The organism is Paenibacillus konkukensis, assembly GCF_023523925.1.
GTDB lineage: Bacteria > Bacillota > Bacilli > Paenibacillales > NBRC-103111 > Paenibacillus_S > Paenibacillus_S doosanensis.
Genome location: NZ_CP027059.1, coordinates 4,308,564 through 4,325,000, shown reverse-complemented (window position 1 = coordinate 4,325,000; position 16,437 = coordinate 4,308,564). Strand labels below are relative to the sequence as shown.

The 16,437-nt window shown below is 51.2% G+C and carries 15 protein-coding genes, 2 tRNA genes and 2 rRNA genes; 18 read left to right on the top strand and 1 reads right to left on the bottom strand.

Annotated features, from left to right (window positions below):
• Positions 1-51: 51 nt before the first annotated feature.
• The 18 genes from SK3146_RS18630 (at position 52) to SK3146_RS18545 (ending at position 15,896) form a co-directional block, all read left to right on the top strand.
• A 23S ribosomal RNA gene (locus tag SK3146_RS18630) occupies positions 52-3,099 on the top strand.
• 147 nt (positions 3,100-3,246) lie between these two features.
• Positions 3,247-3,363 (top strand): 5S ribosomal RNA (rrf, locus tag SK3146_RS18625).
• 438 nt (positions 3,364-3,801) lie between these two features.
• Positions 3,802-5,259, top strand: a complete 1,458-nt coding sequence (gene guaB, locus SK3146_RS18620; protein WP_249860239.1) for an IMP dehydrogenase — start codon at positions 3,802-3,804, stop codon at positions 5,257-5,259.
• Positions 5,260-5,406: 147 nt separating this feature from the next.
• Positions 5,407-6,663, top strand: a complete 1,257-nt coding sequence (locus SK3146_RS18615; protein WP_249860238.1) for a D-alanyl-D-alanine carboxypeptidase family protein — start codon at positions 5,407-5,409, stop codon at positions 6,661-6,663.
• A gap of 117 nt (positions 6,664-6,780) precedes the next feature.
• Positions 6,781-7,662, top strand: a complete 882-nt coding sequence (gene pdxS / locus SK3146_RS18610; protein WP_249860237.1) for a pyridoxal 5'-phosphate synthase lyase subunit PdxS — start codon at positions 6,781-6,783, stop codon at positions 7,660-7,662.
• 27 nt (positions 7,663-7,689) lie between these two features.
• Positions 7,690-8,262 (top strand): pyridoxal 5'-phosphate synthase glutaminase subunit PdxT, encoded by a 573-nt coding sequence (gene pdxT / locus SK3146_RS18605; protein WP_249860236.1) that lies wholly within the window; start codon positions 7,690-7,692, stop codon positions 8,260-8,262.
• Positions 8,263-8,273: 11 nt separating this feature from the next.
• Complete coding sequence (gene serS / locus SK3146_RS18600; RefSeq protein WP_249860235.1) at positions 8,274-9,560, top strand: serine--tRNA ligase; 1,287 nt, start codon at positions 8,274-8,276, stop codon at positions 9,558-9,560.
• 47 nt (positions 9,561-9,607) lie between these two features.
• Positions 9,608-9,697, top strand: a tRNA-Ser gene (locus tag SK3146_RS18595).
• Positions 9,698-9,950: 253 nt separating this feature from the next.
• A complete protein-coding gene (locus SK3146_RS18590; protein ID WP_249860234.1) occupies positions 9,951-10,295 on the top strand; it encodes a hypothetical protein in 345 nt (114 codons plus the stop codon).
• Positions 10,296-10,320: 25 nt separating this feature from the next.
• Positions 10,321-10,515 carry a hypothetical protein gene (locus tag SK3146_RS18585; RefSeq protein WP_249860233.1) on the top strand — a complete coding sequence of 65 codons (195 nt, stop codon included), beginning with the start codon at positions 10,321-10,323 and terminating at the stop codon, positions 10,513-10,515.
• A 15-nt stretch (positions 10,516-10,530) separates the two neighbouring features.
• Positions 10,531-10,677: a small acid-soluble spore protein P gene (locus tag SK3146_RS18580; RefSeq protein ID WP_249860232.1), complete on the top strand. Its 147-nt coding sequence runs from the start codon at positions 10,531-10,533 to the stop codon at positions 10,675-10,677.
• Between the two features lie 434 nt (positions 10,678-11,111).
• Positions 11,112-11,858, top strand: a complete 747-nt coding sequence (gene map / locus SK3146_RS18575; RefSeq protein ID WP_249860231.1) for a type I methionyl aminopeptidase — start codon at positions 11,112-11,114, stop codon at positions 11,856-11,858.
• A 73-nt stretch (positions 11,859-11,931) separates the two neighbouring features.
• Positions 11,932-12,008 (top strand) — tRNA-Arg (locus SK3146_RS18570).
• A 333-nt stretch (positions 12,009-12,341) separates the two neighbouring features.
• Entirely contained in the window at positions 12,342-12,938 is a 597-nt protein-coding gene (locus SK3146_RS18565; RefSeq protein ID WP_249860230.1) for a DJ-1/PfpI family protein, read from the top strand.
• A gap of 183 nt (positions 12,939-13,121) precedes the next feature.
• On the top strand, positions 13,122-13,625 hold the full coding sequence (locus tag SK3146_RS18560) for an RNA polymerase sigma factor (RefSeq protein ID WP_283942768.1): 504 nt from the start codon (positions 13,122-13,124) through the stop codon (positions 13,623-13,625).
• Positions 13,622-14,131 (top strand): anti-sigma factor, encoded by a 510-nt coding sequence (locus SK3146_RS18555; protein WP_249860229.1) that lies wholly within the window; start codon positions 13,622-13,624, stop codon positions 14,129-14,131. Before SK3146_RS18560 ends, SK3146_RS18555 begins: the two co-directional genes overlap by 4 nt.
• Positions 14,131-15,228 (top strand): hypothetical protein, encoded by a 1,098-nt coding sequence (locus SK3146_RS18550; RefSeq protein ID WP_249860228.1) that lies wholly within the window; start codon positions 14,131-14,133, stop codon positions 15,226-15,228. The genes SK3146_RS18555 and SK3146_RS18550 overlap by 1 nt, the downstream gene beginning before the upstream one ends.
• Before the next feature lie 5 nt (positions 15,229-15,233).
• On the top strand, positions 15,234-15,896 hold the full coding sequence (locus SK3146_RS18545) for a LiaF transmembrane domain-containing protein (protein ID WP_249860227.1): 663 nt from the start codon (positions 15,234-15,236) through the stop codon (positions 15,894-15,896).
• 79 nt (positions 15,897-15,975) lie between these two features.
• Here SK3146_RS18545 and tadA read toward each other — a convergent pair whose 3' ends face one another.
• Entirely contained in the window at positions 15,976-16,413 is a 438-nt protein-coding gene (gene tadA, locus SK3146_RS18540; protein ID WP_249860226.1) for a tRNA adenosine(34) deaminase TadA, read from the bottom strand.
• Between the last annotated feature and the right edge of the window lie 24 nt (positions 16,414-16,437).

Below are 16,437 nucleotides of genomic sequence, written 5' to 3'. Positions count from 1 at the left end.
AAACTAGATAACGAAACGAAATGCGTAGAGCAATACACGTGTCATTAGCATGGTTAAGCTAATAAGAGCACACGGAGGATGCCTAGGCGCTAGGAGCCGAAGAAGGACGTGGCGAACGACGAAATCGCCTCGGGGAGCCGTAAGCAGGCTTTGATCCGGGGATATCCGAATGGGGAAACCCAGCTGAGGTAATTCTCAGTTACTCACATCTGAATACATAGGGTGTGCAGAGGCATACGAGGGGAACTGAAACATCTAAGTACCCTCAGGAGAAGAAAACAAAAGTGATTCCGTCAGTAGCGGCGAGCGAAAGCGGAACAGCCCAAACCAGAGAGCTTGCTCTCTGGGGTTGTGGGACGTCAATGTAGGTGCAGCAGGGTAGATGAAGCGGTCTGGAAAGGCTGGCCATAGAAGGTAAAAGCCCTGTAGTTGAAATTCTGCGAACACCTTAGACGGATCCCGAGTACCGCGAGACACGTGAAACCTCGTGGGAAGCAGGCAGGACCATCTGCCAAGGCTAAATACTCCCTAGCGACCGATAGTGAAGCAGTACCGTGAGGGAAAGGTGAAAAGAACCGCGGGAGCGGAGTGAAATAGAACCTGAAACCGTGTGCTTACAAGAAGTCAGAGCCCGTTAATGGGTGATGGCGTGCCTTTTGTAGAATGAACCGGCGAGTTACGTTCCCGTGCAAGGTTAAGGTGAAGAGCCGAAGCCGCAGCGAAAGCGAGTCTGAATAGGGCGACGAAGTACGTGGGCGTAGACCCGAAACCGTGTGATCTACCCCTGTCCAGGGTGAAGGTGCGGTAACACGCACTGGAGGCCCGAACCCACGAATGTTGAAAAATTCGGGGATGAGGTGGGGGTAGCGGAGAAATTCCAATCGAACTCGGAGATAGCTGGTTCTCCCCGAAATAGCTTTAGGGCTAGCCTCGGGAGATGAGTAGTGGAGGTAAAGCACTGATTGGGTGCGGGGCCCGCCAAGGGTTACCAAGTCCAGTCAAACTCTGAATGCCACATACTTTATCCCGGGAGTCAGACAGTGAGTGCTAAGATCCATTGTCAAGAGGGAAACAGCCCAGACCATCAGCTAAGGTCCCCCAGTGTGTGTTAAGTGGGAAAGGATGTGGAGTTGCGCAGACAACCAGGATGTTGGCTTAGAAGCAGCCACCATTGAAAGAGTGCGTAATAGCTCACTGGTCGAGTGACTCTGCGCCGAAAATGTAACGGGGCTAAACACACCACCGAAGCTATGGCTCGCGTCGCCTTCATTGCATCTTTGAGGTTACCGTTTAGACACGGGACATTCGCCAGATTCTACTTTTAAGTAGATTCAAGGAATCTGGCTAAATGCACCCAGGGCTAAACGCGCCGCTTCGAGGCTGGAATGAAGGTGACGCAGGGGTAGGGGAGCGTTGTATGTAGGTTGAAGGTGTACCGTAAGGAGCGCTGGACAGCATACAAGTGAGAATGCCGGTATGAGTAACGAAAAGATCAGTGAGAATCTGATCCGCCGAAAGCCTAAGGGTTCCTGAGGAAGGCTCGTCCGCTCAGGGTAAGTCGGGACCTAAGGCGAGGCCGAAAGGCGTAGTCGAAGGACAACAGGTTGAAATTCCTGTACCACCGTGAACCGTTATGAGCGATGGGGTGACGCAGAAGGATAGTGACGCGGGCTGATGGATGCCCGTCCAAGCAGAGAGGCTGATGTGTAGGCAAATCCGCACATCATAAGGCTGGTCTGTGATGGGGAGCGAAAATAACAGTAGCGAAGGTCATGAGTTCAGGCTGCCAAGAAAAGCCTCTAGCCAGGGAGAAGGTGCCCGTACCGCAAACCGACACAGGTAGGCGAGCAGAGCATGCTAAGGCGCGCGGAAGAACTCTCGTTAAGGAACTCGGCAAAATGACCCCGTAACTTCGGGAGAAGGGGTGCCTCGGTAGGGTGAATAGCCCGAGGGGGCCGCAGTGAAAAGGCCCAAGCGACTGTTTAGCAAAAACACAGGTCTGTGCGAAGCCGCAAGGCGAAGTATACGGGCTGACGCCTGCCCGGTGCTGGAAGGTTAAGGGGAGTGGTTAGGGGTAACCCGAAGCTATGAACCGAAGCCCCAGTAAACGGCGGCCGTAACTATAACGGTCCTAAGGTAGCGAAATTCCTTGTCAGGTAAATTCTGACCCGCACGAATGGCGTAACGACTTGGGCGCTGTCTCAACGAGAGATCCGGTGAAATTTTAATACCTGTGAAGATGCAGGTTACCCGCGACAAGACGGAAAGACCCCATGGAGCTTTACTGCAGCTTGATATTGGACTTTGGTACGATCTGTACAGGATAGGTGGGAGCCTGAGAAGCATGAGCGCCAGCTTGTGTGGAGGCGACGTTGGGATACCACCCTGATCGTATCGGAGTTCTAACCTGGTACCGTAGATCCGGTATGGGGACAGTGTCAGGTGGGCAGTTTGACTGGGGCGGTCGCCTCCTAAAGCGTAACGGAGGCGCCCCAAGGTTCCCTCAGAATGGTTGGAAATCATTCGAAGAGTGCAAAGGCAGAAGGGAGCTTGACTGCGAGACAAACAGGTCGAGCAGGGACGAAAGTCGGGCTTAGTGATCCGGTGGTACCGAATGGAAGGGCCATCGCTCAACGGATAAAAGCTACCCTGGGGATAACAGGCTTATCTCCCCCAAGAGTCCACATCGACGGGGAGGTTTGGCACCTCGATGTCGGCTCATCGCATCCTGGGGCTGAAGTAGGTCCCAAGGGTTGGGCTGTTCGCCCATTAAAGCGGTACGCGAGCTGGGTTCAGAACGTCGTGAGACAGTTCGGTCCCTATCTGTCGTGGGCGTAGGAAATTTGAGAGGAGCTGTCCTTAGTACGAGAGGACCGGGATGGACGTACCGCTGGTGTACCAGTTGTTCCGCCAGGAGCATGGCTGGATAGCTACGTACGGACGGGATAAGCGCTGAAAGCATCTAAGCGTGAAGCCCCCCTCAAGATGAGATTTCCCAGTAAGTAAGACCCCTTGAAGACGACGAGGTAGATAGGTTCGGGGTGGAAGCACGGCAACGTGTGGAGCTGACGAATACTAATCGGTCGAGGGCTTAACCAAATAATCCCCACAAAGTGAAGATGATGCTTCGAAGCAGATTCCTAGTACTTTGCGGGGAGCCCCTAAGAAACAACAAAGCATTGCTCACAAACGCGCACGAGTTTCGTATCTAGTTTTCAAGGCGCAAGCCTTGAACAAGCTACACCGTTTGGTGATGATGGCGGAGGGGAACCACGCGTTCCCATCTCGAACACGACCGTTAAGCCCTCCAGCGTCGATGGTACTTGAACCGAAGGGTTCTGGGAGAGTAGAACGTCGCCAAGCAAAAAGCAGTTGATCTTACGCAGATCAGCTGCTTTTTTTATTGTTTAGGAAATGATGCGCAGCCATATCCTGTGGATATCCGGGGGCTTCCCCGAAAGTAATGTCTACCCATAGAACGATCCCAGAGGAATGGTTAGACGCCGATCCAGCCTAAGCTGGATGCGGACGGAATAAGCTTCAGAGCATCACGTCACTTTTGGGGGATTGGTTCTGTTTTCTATATTGTTAGTCACTGGCTAGATATTGCTTGAGCTGCAGGGGAATACTATGGCAGAAGAGCTTGATGGTATCTAAAACCCTTTCATTTCCTATAACTTTACAGGCGAATATGAAGATTCTTTTACGTTATGAAGATATGCTTGACACGAAAAATAGGCTTTTGATAAGATTGCAATTAATATCTACGGGCATTGAAGAATATGAAGGAGGACTAAGTTCGTGTGGAATGATAAGTTTGCCAAAGAGGGCTTGACGTTTGATGATGTTTTACTAGTACCGAGGAAGTCGGAAGTATTCGGGAAGGAGATCGACATCTCAACGCAGCTTACGGATAAAATCAAGATCAACATTCCTTTTATAAGCTCGGCAATGGACACCGTAACGGAGGCCGCATTAGCGATTGCGATCGCCAGAGAGGGCGGCATCGGGATCGTTCATAAGAATATGTCGATTGCGCAGCAGGCGGAAGAAGTAGATCGTGTAAAACGTTCGGAAAGCGGAGTAATTACGAATCCTTTTCATTTGACACCGGAACATCACGTATACGATGCGGAAGAATTGATGGCTAAGTATCGCATTTCGGGCGTGCCGATCTGCGACGAGAACAAGAAGCTGGTCGGTATCATTACAAACCGGGACTTACGCTTTGTCCACGACTACTCCATTAAGATCAAAGAGGTTATGACGAAGGAAGATCTCGTAACGGCACCGGTCGGAACAACGCTGCAGCAAGCCGAAGTTATTTTGCAGCAGCATAAGATTGAGAAGCTGCCTCTGGTGGACGAGCACAACACGCTTAAAGGGCTTATTACGATCAAGGATATCGAGAAAGCTATCCAGTTCCCTAACTCTGCAAAGGATGCTCACGGACGTCTTCTGGTCGGCGCTGCGGTAGGGGTCTCCAAAGACGTTATGGAACGTACAGCGGCCCTTGTGGAGGCTGGGGTAGATATGCTCGTCGTCGACTCTGCGCACGGACATCACATTAATATTTTGAACACGGTCAAAATGATCAGGGCGCAGTACCCGGATCTGCCGATTTGTGCAGGCAACGTTGCAACTGGAGATGGCACTCGCGATTTGATCGAAGCCGGGGCTTCCATGGTTAAGGTCGGCATCGGACCGGGTTCGATTTGTACGACACGGGTCATTGCGGGGATCGGCGTACCGCAAATTACGGCCATTTATGATTGCGCCAGCGTGGCCAGAGAGTACAATGTGCCAGTTATCGCAGACGGCGGGATCAAGTATTCGGGGGATGTTACCAAAGCCATTGCGGCGGGCGCTAGCGCGGTTATGATCGGAAGCCTGTTCGCAGGTACGGATGAAAGCCCGGGCGAATCGGAAATTTATCAAGGGCGTAAATTTAAAGTGTATCGCGGCATGGGCTCTCTCGGTGCGATGAAGGAAGGCAGTAAAGACCGTTACTTCCAAGAAAACGAGAGCAAGCTGGTTCCGGAAGGCATCGAAGGCCGCGTCGCTTACAAAGGGCCTCTGGCGGACACGGTATACCAGCTTATCGGCGGTTTGCGTTCCGGTATGGGCTACTGCGGCGCTCATAACATTCCAGAGCTTATTAACGATACGGCGTTTATCCGGATTACGGGCGCGGGTTTGCGCGAGAGCCATCCTCACGATGTCCAAATTACGAAGGAAGCGCCAAACTATTCGCTTTAATGATAGCCATATATTGGAGACGAGGGCCCAGGGCCTTAGTCTTCTTTTTTTTGGCTGCAATGGTATGCTACAATGAAGAAACAAAAAGAATGGGAGAGTGAAAAAGTGAACAGGTTTTGGAAATGGGGAAAGCTTGCTTTAGCAGCCATGATTACAGTACAAATCGCAGTTTCCCCGCTAGTTGCGAATACGGCTCAAGCCGCAGAAGCGGATACGACGAATTTAGGTCTCACCGCCAAAGCGGCTGTCTTAATGGAAGCATCGACAGGACAAGTCCTGTACGCTCAAAATGAAAATACCGCTATGCCGCCTGCGAGTATGGCCAAAATGATGACGGAATACTTAGTTCTTGATAGCATTGCCAATAAAAAGATGGATTGGACCGATACGCTTACGATCAGCGATTACTCGGCTTTTTTATCGAATAATAAAGCATTGTCGGGCATTCCGAAAGCTGAGGGCGACCAGTATACCGTTCAGGATTTGTTCAATGCGGTGACGATTTATTCCGATAATGGAGCCGCGGTCGCTTTGGCGGAAAAAATTGCGGGGTCCGAAGAGCAGTTCGCGCAGCTGATGAATGAAACGGCTGCTAAGCTAGGCTTGTCCAAGGACGCCTACTTCATCAATACATCCGGCCTGGACCGGGTCGATCTGGGCAAATACGCTCCGGCTTCGCTGCCGGGAGAGACGGTCTTTACAGCTAAAGACGCGGCACTAATCGCATTTCATCTGCTTAATGACTACCCGGATATTCTTAAATTCTCGAGCATTCCGTCGAAGAAATTCAGACCTACGGATGCCAATGCGATGGTGAACTGGAACTGGATGCTGGAAGGCAACAAAGATAATGTGAATTTTAAAAAGTTCGTTTACCAAGGGCTTGACGGATTAAAGACGGGCCATACCGATAAGGCCGGCTTTTGCTTTACGGGCACTGCGATTCGTAACGATACGAGATTAATCGCCGTCGTTATGAATTCGAGCACCAGAGATAACAGCTTCTTTGACACAAAGAAACTGCTCGACTTCGGCTATTCGAACTTTGAAAAGAAGGAAGTCGTCAAGGCGGATACCGCAGTAGAATCATTGCCGACCGTTCCGCTCAAAAAAGGTACGAACACAGAGATTCCCGTAGTTACAGGCGAAAGCTTGTCATTGCTCGTTAAAAAAGGTACGCCGGATACGGCATTCGTAAAAACGGCGGAAGGCAGATCCGATTTGGTCGCTCCGATTACGAAGGGCCAAGAAGTTGGCACCATGACGGTTACTTTTGAAAATAAACCGTATACTATTAAATTAGTAGCGGCTAATGACGAGGAGAAGGGAAGCTGGTTCCGCTTGTTTTTCCGGGCGATCAAAAACTTCTTCGTCGATATGATCGGAGGCGCCAAAAAGGGGTAAAATCCTGGGCGACCGGTTGTATATTCCGGATGGTTCATGTAAAATAATTGCTTAGTTAGTTTGTCGCATTTTGCGTATCGTGTGTTGATTATAAGGGTTTTTAGGAGGAGTCGGGAAATGGAAACAGGAACATCGCGCGTCAAAAAAGGTATGGCGGAAATGCAAAAAGGCGGCGTCATCATGGACGTCATGAACGCTGAGCAAGCAAGAATCGCGGAAGCGGCCGGAGCATCGGCGGTTATGGCATTGGAACGGGTGCCTTCGGATATTCGCGCGGCAGGCGGCGTAGCCCGTATGGCTGATCCTACGGTTATGGAAGAGGTTATGAAGGCCGTTTCGGTTCCGGTTATGGCTAAAGCCCGTATCGGTCATTTCGTGGAAGCCAAGATCCTTGAAGCGATGGGCGTAGATTACATCGACGAGAGCGAAGTATTGACTCCAGCCGATGAAGTGTTTCATATCAATAAAAGGGAGTTTACCGTTCCTTTCGTATGCGGAGCGAGAGATTTGGGCGAGGCGCTGCGCAGAATCGGAGAAGGCGCGTCGATGATCCGTACTAAAGGCGAACCTGGAACTGGCAATATCGTAGAAGCCGTTCGTCATATGCGGATGATGGTTGGGCAAATTAAAAAGGTGCAAGCGATGTCCAAGGACGAGCTGATGGCGGAAGCTAAAAACTTGGGCGCTCCGTACGAGTTGCTGCTGCAAGTTCACGAAACAGGCAAATTGCCAGTCGTTAACTTCGCTGCCGGCGGCGTAGCGACTCCTGCCGATGCGGCTCTGATGATGCATCTAGGTTCGGATGGTGTGTTCGTAGGTTCCGGTATTTTCAAATCGGACAACCCCGAGAAATTCGCCAAGGCGATCGTAGAAGCGACTACGCATTATACGGATTACGCTTTGATTGCGGAAATCTCCAAAAACTTGGGCACGCCGATGAAGGGAATTGAAATTTCCAAGCTGAATGCAACGGAGCGTATGCAGGAACGCGGCTGGTAATCGGCGCGGGCAGAAGGTGAACAAACCATGAAAATCGGAGTATTGGCCCTTCAAGGCGCCGTAGCGGAGCATATTCGCTTGATCGAGAAGGCAGGCGCCGAGGGTGTTATCGTTAAGAAAAAAGAACAGCTGGATGAAGTCGACGGGATGATTATTCCTGGCGGAGAAAGCACGACGATCGGGAAGCTGATGCGAAGGTTCGATTTTATCGAAGCGCTGCGCGGCTTTCATCGGCAGGGCAAGCCGATTTTCGGCACCTGCGCCGGACTGATTGTTATAGCCAAGGAAATAATCGGCGAACCGGAAGCTCATCTTGGTTTGATGGATATGAAAGTATCGCGCAATGCATTCGGACGCCAGCGGGAGAGCTTTGAGACGAACTTGGCTGTCAAAGGTGTGGCCGACGATGTCCGGGCCGTGTTTATCCGCGCTCCGCTTATTGACGAAGTCGGAGAAGGCGTTGAGGTATTGTCAACGTACCGAGATCAAATCGTTGCGGCTCGTCAGGGAAGCTTGCTTGCAGCCTCCTTCCATCCGGAATTGACCGATGATGAGCGCATGCACGCTTACTTTCTAGATATGGTACGTGAAGCGAGGTAGGAGGGGTCCCCTTGTTAGATATAAAATTGCTGCGTAATGATTTGCAGCGCGTAGAGCAGGCGATGAATCATCGCGGCAAAACGCTCGAAGATATAAGCCGGTTTACAAGCCTTGACACGAAGCGAAGAGAACTTCTGCAGGAGGTCGAGCAGCTGAAAAACCGGAGGAATGTCGTTTCCCAAGAAGTAGCCGCTCTGAAGAAGGCGAAGCAAGACGCCGATGCCCTGATTGAGGAAATGAAAGGCGTAGGCGACCGGATTAAAGTGCTTGACGATGAAATTCGGGTGCTTGAAACCGAGCTGAACGGCATCATACTGGCGATTCCAAACATTCCCCATGAAAGTGTTCCCGTAGGCAAGTCGGAGGAGGAAAACGTGGAAATCCGCCGTACGGGCGAGCCGCGGCAATTTTCCTTTGAGCCTAAAGCCCATTGGGATCTCGGACAAGAGCTTGGCATTCTCGATTTCGAGGCGGCGGCGAAGGTCACGGGTTCGCGTTTCGTGTTTTATAAAGGACTGGGCGCCCGCTTAGAGCGCGCCTTGATCAATTTCATGATGGATCTTCACAGCGATCATCACGGGTATGAAGAAATGCTGCCGCCGCAGATCGTAAACCGCGATAGCCTTACCGGTACGGGCCAGCTCCCGAAGTTTGAAGAGGACGTGTTCAAGCTGTCTGGAGAGGGCATTGATTACTTCCTGATTCCGACGGCGGAAGTGCCGGTAACCAACTACTATCGGGACGATATTTTGTCGATAGACGATCTGCCGAAGTATTTCGCGGCCTTCAGCGCCTGCTTCCGCTCAGAAGCCGGTTCTGCTGGAAGAGATACCCGCGGCTTGATCCGTCAGCATCAATTCAACAAAGTGGAGCTGGTGAAGCTGACACTTCCCGAGAATTCCTATGAGGAGCTCGAGAAGCTGACGGCGGACGCGGAGAAGGTGCTTCAGCTTCTGAAGCTGCCGTATCGCGTTCTTACGCTCTGTACGGGCGATCTGGGCTTCTCCTCGGCGAAGACGTATGATTTGGAAGTATGGCTGCCTAGCAGCGGCACGTACCGCGAGATTTCCTCGTGCAGCAACTTCGAGGACTTCCAGGCGCGCCGCGCGAACATAAGGTTCCGCCGCGACACCAAGGCGAAGCCGGAATTCGTGCATACGTTGAACGGTTCAGGCTTGGCGCTGGGGCGTACGGTTGCCGCCATTTTGGAGAACTATCAGCAGGAGGATGGAAGCGTCCTGATTCCTGAAGTGCTTCGTCCGTACATGGGCAATTTGGAGAAGATCAGCAAAAAATAGAGCTTGATAAAGCCTGTTCAAGTGTGATACAATCCAATTTGTCACCCGGAGAGGTGGTCGAGTGGTTTAAGGCAGCGGTCTTGAAAACCGCCGTGTCTTTGCGGGCACCGTGGGTTCGAATCCCACCCTCTCCGCCATTCTTAGACGAATGTTGCGAAGTACATATTGTTGCTGTATATAAAGCTGCTGTATCCTTTGGAGGATGCCGCAGCTTTTTTGCGTTTTTTAAATGAAATGCCGTGATTCGCAGCTTTTCTTCCCGCCGAGCGCTTACGGACTTCCGGGTTTTCCTGGACATGGCGGCGTGCGGCCGTTCCTTTTTTTGCTTACGACAATGCGCATAAAGAGGGAGGCGTAATCGCACCTTAAACATGTGGAGGTGTTGATAAGATGGCTAAGACAGATACGCTGACAGTAGACCAGCAGCAGCTGGCGGCAGCTTGGTCGAGAACGTTGCCTACCGTGCTGAACGAATCGGATCGGGCGGAGGTACTGGCAGATGAAGCGGAATCGAACGTGCTTCGCATTCATATTGCTACGGCCGGGCACTCGAATTATAGCTTTGACTTTAAATGTACGTATGTGGATTCTCGAGAAGTGCAAGTGGAGCTGGTCGATGTGGAATGCGACGGCCGTAACGTAGACGAACGCACGACGATCATTCAAACGCTTATCGATGATTACGTCCGTCATATTCATGAATGCGCTCAGCAGCTTCACGCTGTAACGAAGTGACAGATAAGCAACGGAGGGATAGGCTGTGACGAAAAATAAGAGCAGTGTAGATAAAAATCTGCAAAATGTGGTCAAAGACCTCGATCAGACTGCGGTAAACAGTCATCATGCGCAGCAGCTGCAGCAGCAAACGAATGACCGCCGCCACCAAGATGCACTGAATCATGACGAACCTATGCAAACTCCGGAAGCGACTTTATCGAATAAACCAACGGATTAAAGGGAGGTTTAACCTATGCCTAAAGATATTGCTCAGCCTGTCAACCCTCCAAGCGGACAAAAACAACGCAGCGAGGCGAACCATCAGCCGACGGAGCCTTTGTCCGGTTCGAAAAAAGTAAAGCAGGCCAATCATTCCAGGCACAATAACGGCGAAGGCTGAATATAATCGAATATCGTGCGGCGACAGCTCCTTCAGTCTTCTGCAGGGAGCTGTCGTTTTTATATTACGGATTTTTCGCAGACAAATAGTGGAAACACTCAACGACCAGCTGCTGCGCAGCTTCTTCGTCGCCGGCGTATCCGTATAGTGACCCCCTAACGTTAATTGTTCGCATACATCGTCAAGCATTGAGCAAATGGAAATCGTAAATTCATCGAATACAATAAAAAATAGCTTGTTATCATCGAACACGCTGTCCCACACCTCATTCCTGGCATTCTCATCATTTTAGCACGAAGGAAATAAAATGGAAACTGATTTTGCTTATGAAATGTGAAGATGGCGTATTACTTCCTTAGGGTGACCGTGTATGAGGAACGGTCACTTTCCCTCCCTGCTGCGTACAATGGTAGCATAACGGGAGGCGAAGCAGTATGGTCATATTAAAAACACCGGAAGAGATCGCATATATTCGCAAAGCGGGACGCATATTGGCTCGCTGCCATCAACAAATCGCGCAAATGATTCGGCCCGGAATGACAACGCTGGAGATTAACGATTTTGCCGAGCAGTTTTTGGTACAAAACGGCGCCAAACAGGTAACCAAAGGCTACAAAGGATTCCCTTATGCGACATGCGCGTCGATCAACGATGTTATCGCTCACGGATTTCCCAACAGCACCCCTTTACGCGGCGGGGATATTGTCAAAATCGATATCGTATGCAGCGTCGACGGATGGATCGCCGATTCGGCCCGGACTTATGCCGTCGGCAAGCTGTCTCCCGATGCGGAGAAGCTGGTCAGAGTGACGAAAGAATGCCTCGATCTGGCGATTCCTAAGGCGGTAGCAGGGGCGAGAATCGGGGATGTGATGCATGTCGTGCAGAAGCATGCGGAAGGAGCAGGCTTCTCCGTCGTCCGCGATCTGGTAGGGCATGGCGTCGGACGGTCGCTGCATGAAGAGCCTACCTTCCCCCATGTCGGGACGCCGGGGAAAGGCTTTAAGCTGAAGGAAGGGATGGTCATTACGATCGAGCCGATGATCAATGCCGGCGGCTATGAAATGTTCGTGGAAATGGACGGGTGGACGGCGCGCACATGGGACGGTTCCTTGTCCGCTCAGTTCGAGCATACCGTAGCGATTACCAAGGAGGGGCCCGTTATTTTGACGGAGTTGTAGGTCGGAATTCGGTGAAAAGGCTCGAGACGGCCTTTTTTCCCGCATCGAACTATGGTATAATAAGATTTACCGCGCGCCCGTAGCTCAGCAGGATAGAGCGACAGTTTCCTAAACTGCAGGTCGTACGTTCGAATCGTATCGGGCGCGCCATTTTCACAAAACGATGATGTTTATAACAAATCTTCTGCATATGCAGGGGTTTTTTTGTTGTTTAGGAAATGATGCGTAGCAATTTCCTGTGGGTATCCGGGGGCTCCCCCGAAAGTAATGTCTACCCATAGAACGATCCCAGCGGAATGGTTAGACGCCGATCCAGCTGAAGCTAGATGCGGACGGAATAAGCTTCAGAGCATCACGTCACTTTTGGGGGATTTGTTCTTATACAATGGAATCCAATTCTACATATTCGGCCGTTATCGTCATAGCTGCCGCTGCCGTAGGACGTTATATATATAATTCAAAGGGTCAAGAGGAGGGCTTAACATGAACATTGCTTTTATCGTATTTGATCGAATGACGACGCTCGATTTTTACGGTTTCTTCGATGCCGTGACTAGACTTTCAAGAATTGACGCATATAAAGAGAAGGTTACTTGGGATTTGTGCGCAACGACAAAAGAGGTTAAGGATGACCGGGGCGTCACGATTAGCGTTAACAAAACGAGCCCGGATCTTGCCGAATACGATATGATTTTCATTCCCGGCGGCATGCCCACGAGACAGCTTAGGAACGATCCTGAATTTATCGCCTGGCTGCAGACGGCTAGCGATTCCGCTATGAAGGTATCCGTATGTACCGGGGCGCTGTTGCTTGGAGCGGCAGGCTGGCTGGAGGATAAGCGTGCCACTACCAATCCTACGGCGTACGAGCTGCTTGAGCCTTACTGCAAGGAGGTAGCGCGCAGCCGTATCGTCAAGGACGGTAACATGATCACTGGGGGAGGCGTCGCCGCTTCAATCGATGTCGGATTGTTCCTCGTGGAACTTCTAGCCGGAGCAGAGGTTGCGAAGGGCATTCAGCAGTCGATGGATTATCCTTATTACCGCACAGGCGTACCGAATGGCGATTACACGGTTTAAAAGAGAAAAAATACGATAGGACCCGTTGATGAAGCTGCCCTTCCGGCGGCTTTTTTCAATGTACGAAATTTTTTTGAAAACAGGTGCAGTGGTTTGGCGGATACATCCGTCTATTAGTAAGGAGAGGAGGGGGAGAACATTTCAGAGGAAACGGAATGGATTGAACGCATATTGGCCGGCGATGTGCAGTCATTTCGCTTCATTATGGACAAATACAATCCGTATTTGTTCCAAGTTGCGTTTTCGGTGCTGCGCTCAACTAAGGACGCAGAAGATGTGACGCAGGAAGCGCTGTTGAAGATTTATGCTTCTCTCCCTCAATATAAGCATCAAGGCTTTAAGACGTGGATTACCCGAATTACCGTGAACAAAGCCATTGATTATAAACGGGCATTGGAGCGTAAACGGGAGCAGTTGACGGACGAGCCGGAGCTGCTGCTTCCGGACGACTCCGCGAACACGGTAGAGGATGAAGTGTTGTATAAACAGAGACAGCAGCGGGTTCGGGAATGTCTGGATGATTTGCCGGATAATTACCGCGATGTGCTGGTTGCATTTTATATTGAGGACAAGAGCTATCAACAAATTGCAGTAGAGCAAGGAGTTACCTTGAAGACGGTGGAATCGAAGCTGTATCGTGCCAAGCACTGGATTCGCAAGCATTGGAAAGAGGAGGAGTGGGGATGAATCATTATACGATTCAGCAGTGGAGCCGATATGTAAGGCAGCAGCTATCAGCGGATGAGCAGCTGCAATATGAAGCGCACCTGGGCTCATGCGACCAGTGTCTTGAGCGGTATATGCAATGTCTGGAATCGTCCGGAGAAGAGCTGCCGGAGCTGCCGAATTCAGCTTCCGTCACGATCTCCGAATCGGTTATGCGGCAAATCGGCAAGGAAGAGGCTCTTTTAACCGAGCCTGTCGAGGTTCGGCAGCGGCGCCCCAAAACGCCGGCGTTCTTCCGGCATCCGCTGTTCCATTATACGGTAGCTGCGGTTATAACGATTCTGTTGATGGGAACCGGAGCCTTCCAATCGTTAGCAGACCGAATCGGAAAGGCTGAAACGAACGTGGAAGCGGCGGGAATGCTGCAGGAATCATCGCGGCCTTCCGTATCCCACCAGATTATGGAGAAAACCATCGGTATGCTGGATGCGATCCAGCATAAACAGGACAAAGGGGGAACACGATAATGCAACCTAAAAATCCGATGACAGCGCTGCTGTTATCTTTCATCCCCGGAATGGGACACTTATACTTGAATCGGATCGTACGGGCTGTGCTGTACGGCTTCGGTTTTTTCGGGCCGGTTCTGCTGATGTTCCTGCTAGTTATTACGGGGAAATACCGATATAACGGGGAGTTTTTAGCTTTTCTGCTGGTGGTGGCGCTGTTGGTAGGGCTGATTAATATGATCGATATGGTCATTACGTTGGTCAGAGGCCGCATGGAGCCGCTGGCAACCAATACGCATGCGGCGTATTATACGGGAGATACCAGGGCGACGGTCATTCAGCCCAAAGATAACGACCGATTTCTGACCATTCTGTTATCGTTTATTCCGGGTCTCGGCCATTTTCATCTGGGGTTGATGCAGCGCGGGCTCGCCTTCCTCATTGCATTCTTCGGAAGTTTAGCGATGGTATTTTTCATTGCGATTCTTACGCATAGAGAGGGATTTCTAGCTTTCCTCGCCATCCTGCCGATCATCTGGCTGTACTCCATGTTCGATTGCATTCAGCAGCTCAACCGTAAGCAGCGGGGCGAGACACTGATCGATCAAACGTTCTTTGACGATTTCCAGGACAGCCGCGAGGACGGGCGTAAAAGCAAAATGATCGCGACCTTCCTCTCCATCGTTCCCGGAGCGGGGCATATGTACCTTGGTCTTCAAAAACGCGGCTTGCAGCTGATGGCGGCCTTCCTGCTATGCGTGTACATTATGGATGTGCTGCGGTTATCGATTTTTCTGTTCCTGATCCCTATTTTGTGGTTTTACAGCTTTTTCGATGCGCTGCAGCTGATATCCAAGCAAGACCGCGAGGAGCTTAAAGATATTCCGTTCGTCGATTGGCTGATTAATCATCAGAAATGGGTCGGCATTATTTTGCTGGTGCTCGGCGCTTATTACTTGCTGGACGAAGTGCTGCTAAGCGCGCTGGACCGGATGTTTCCGAAGGAACGGATTTCGATGCTGTTCCATCAATATTTCCAAACGTTCCTTGTATCCGTTATTTTGATCGGCGGAGGACTTCGCTTACTGCTGGGAAGCAAAAATAAAAGGAGCTGAAAACGATGAAAAAATGGCGCGTAGGAACGCTGTCGATGGGAATATCCCTCATTTTATTAGGCTGCATTTTGTTTGCTTCCCAGTGGAAGGGGCTGGAGGCATTCGATACGTTTATTACGTGGTGGCCGCTGATTTTGGTGCTGCTCGGATTGGAGATTATCGTCTACTTAAGCTTTTCCCGCAAGGAAGAAAGCCGCATTCATTACGATATGATGAGTTTGTTTTTCGTAGGGATGCTGTGCGTCGGCTGTCTCGGTTTTACACTTCTTACGTCCGTAGGTCTTGTTGGGGAAGTGCGCTCCATGCTGGGGGCCACGGAGGAAACCCGCGATCTTCCGCCCGTTAAGGAAGCGCTTGGGGATAGCGTGAAAAAAGTGGTAGTCCAGTCGGCCGATTCGAGAATCAAAATCGACAAGTCGTCCGTACGGGAGCTGCAGGTATTCGGTACGTTCCGGGAGCGGCTGAAGGCGGGCGAGACATCTCATCCTCTGCAAAAGGAGCAGGTTGTTTCGGTACATACGGCGGGAGAAACGATGTACGTACAGATTAAGCCGCTTCCAACGGAACAAGGGCTGAATTCCTATTATCCTTGGATGACGGTGACGGTAGTGCTGCCCCAGGATGTGCAGGTCGAGCTTAGGGGAGCGGACAATCGCGTTATCTCATAAAAAGACGGATAGTCGCGGGGCCAAAGCGGTATCGCCGCAAAAAAAGAAGCAGGAGCCGGTTTAACCCGTGCTCCTGCTTTTATGCTTTGCCCCGCAGACGGCGGAAAAATTGCGTCAGCATCGAGCTGCACTCTTCCTGGAGGACGCCGCTGACAACGTCGACGCGATGGTTAAACCGCTCTTCCTGCAGCAGGTTCATCAATGTGCCTGCGCAGCCAGCCTTGGGATCGGCGGTGCCGTAGATGACCTGCGGAATCCGGGCTTGGACGATCGCCCCGGCGCACATCGGGCAAGGCTCCAGCGTGACATACAGCCGGCAATCGAGCAGCCGCCAGGCTTGCAGATAATTGCTGGCTTCCTTGATCGCGATAAGCTCGGCATGGGAGAGCGGGTCGCGCGACGTTTCGCGCAGATTATGCCCGCGGCCGATGATTCGATCCTGCCAGACGACGACGGCGCCGATAGGCACTTCGAGCAGCGCTTCGGCCTTGCGGGCTTCTTCAATGGCTGCGTTCATAAATGGAATATGTTCTTGCACACA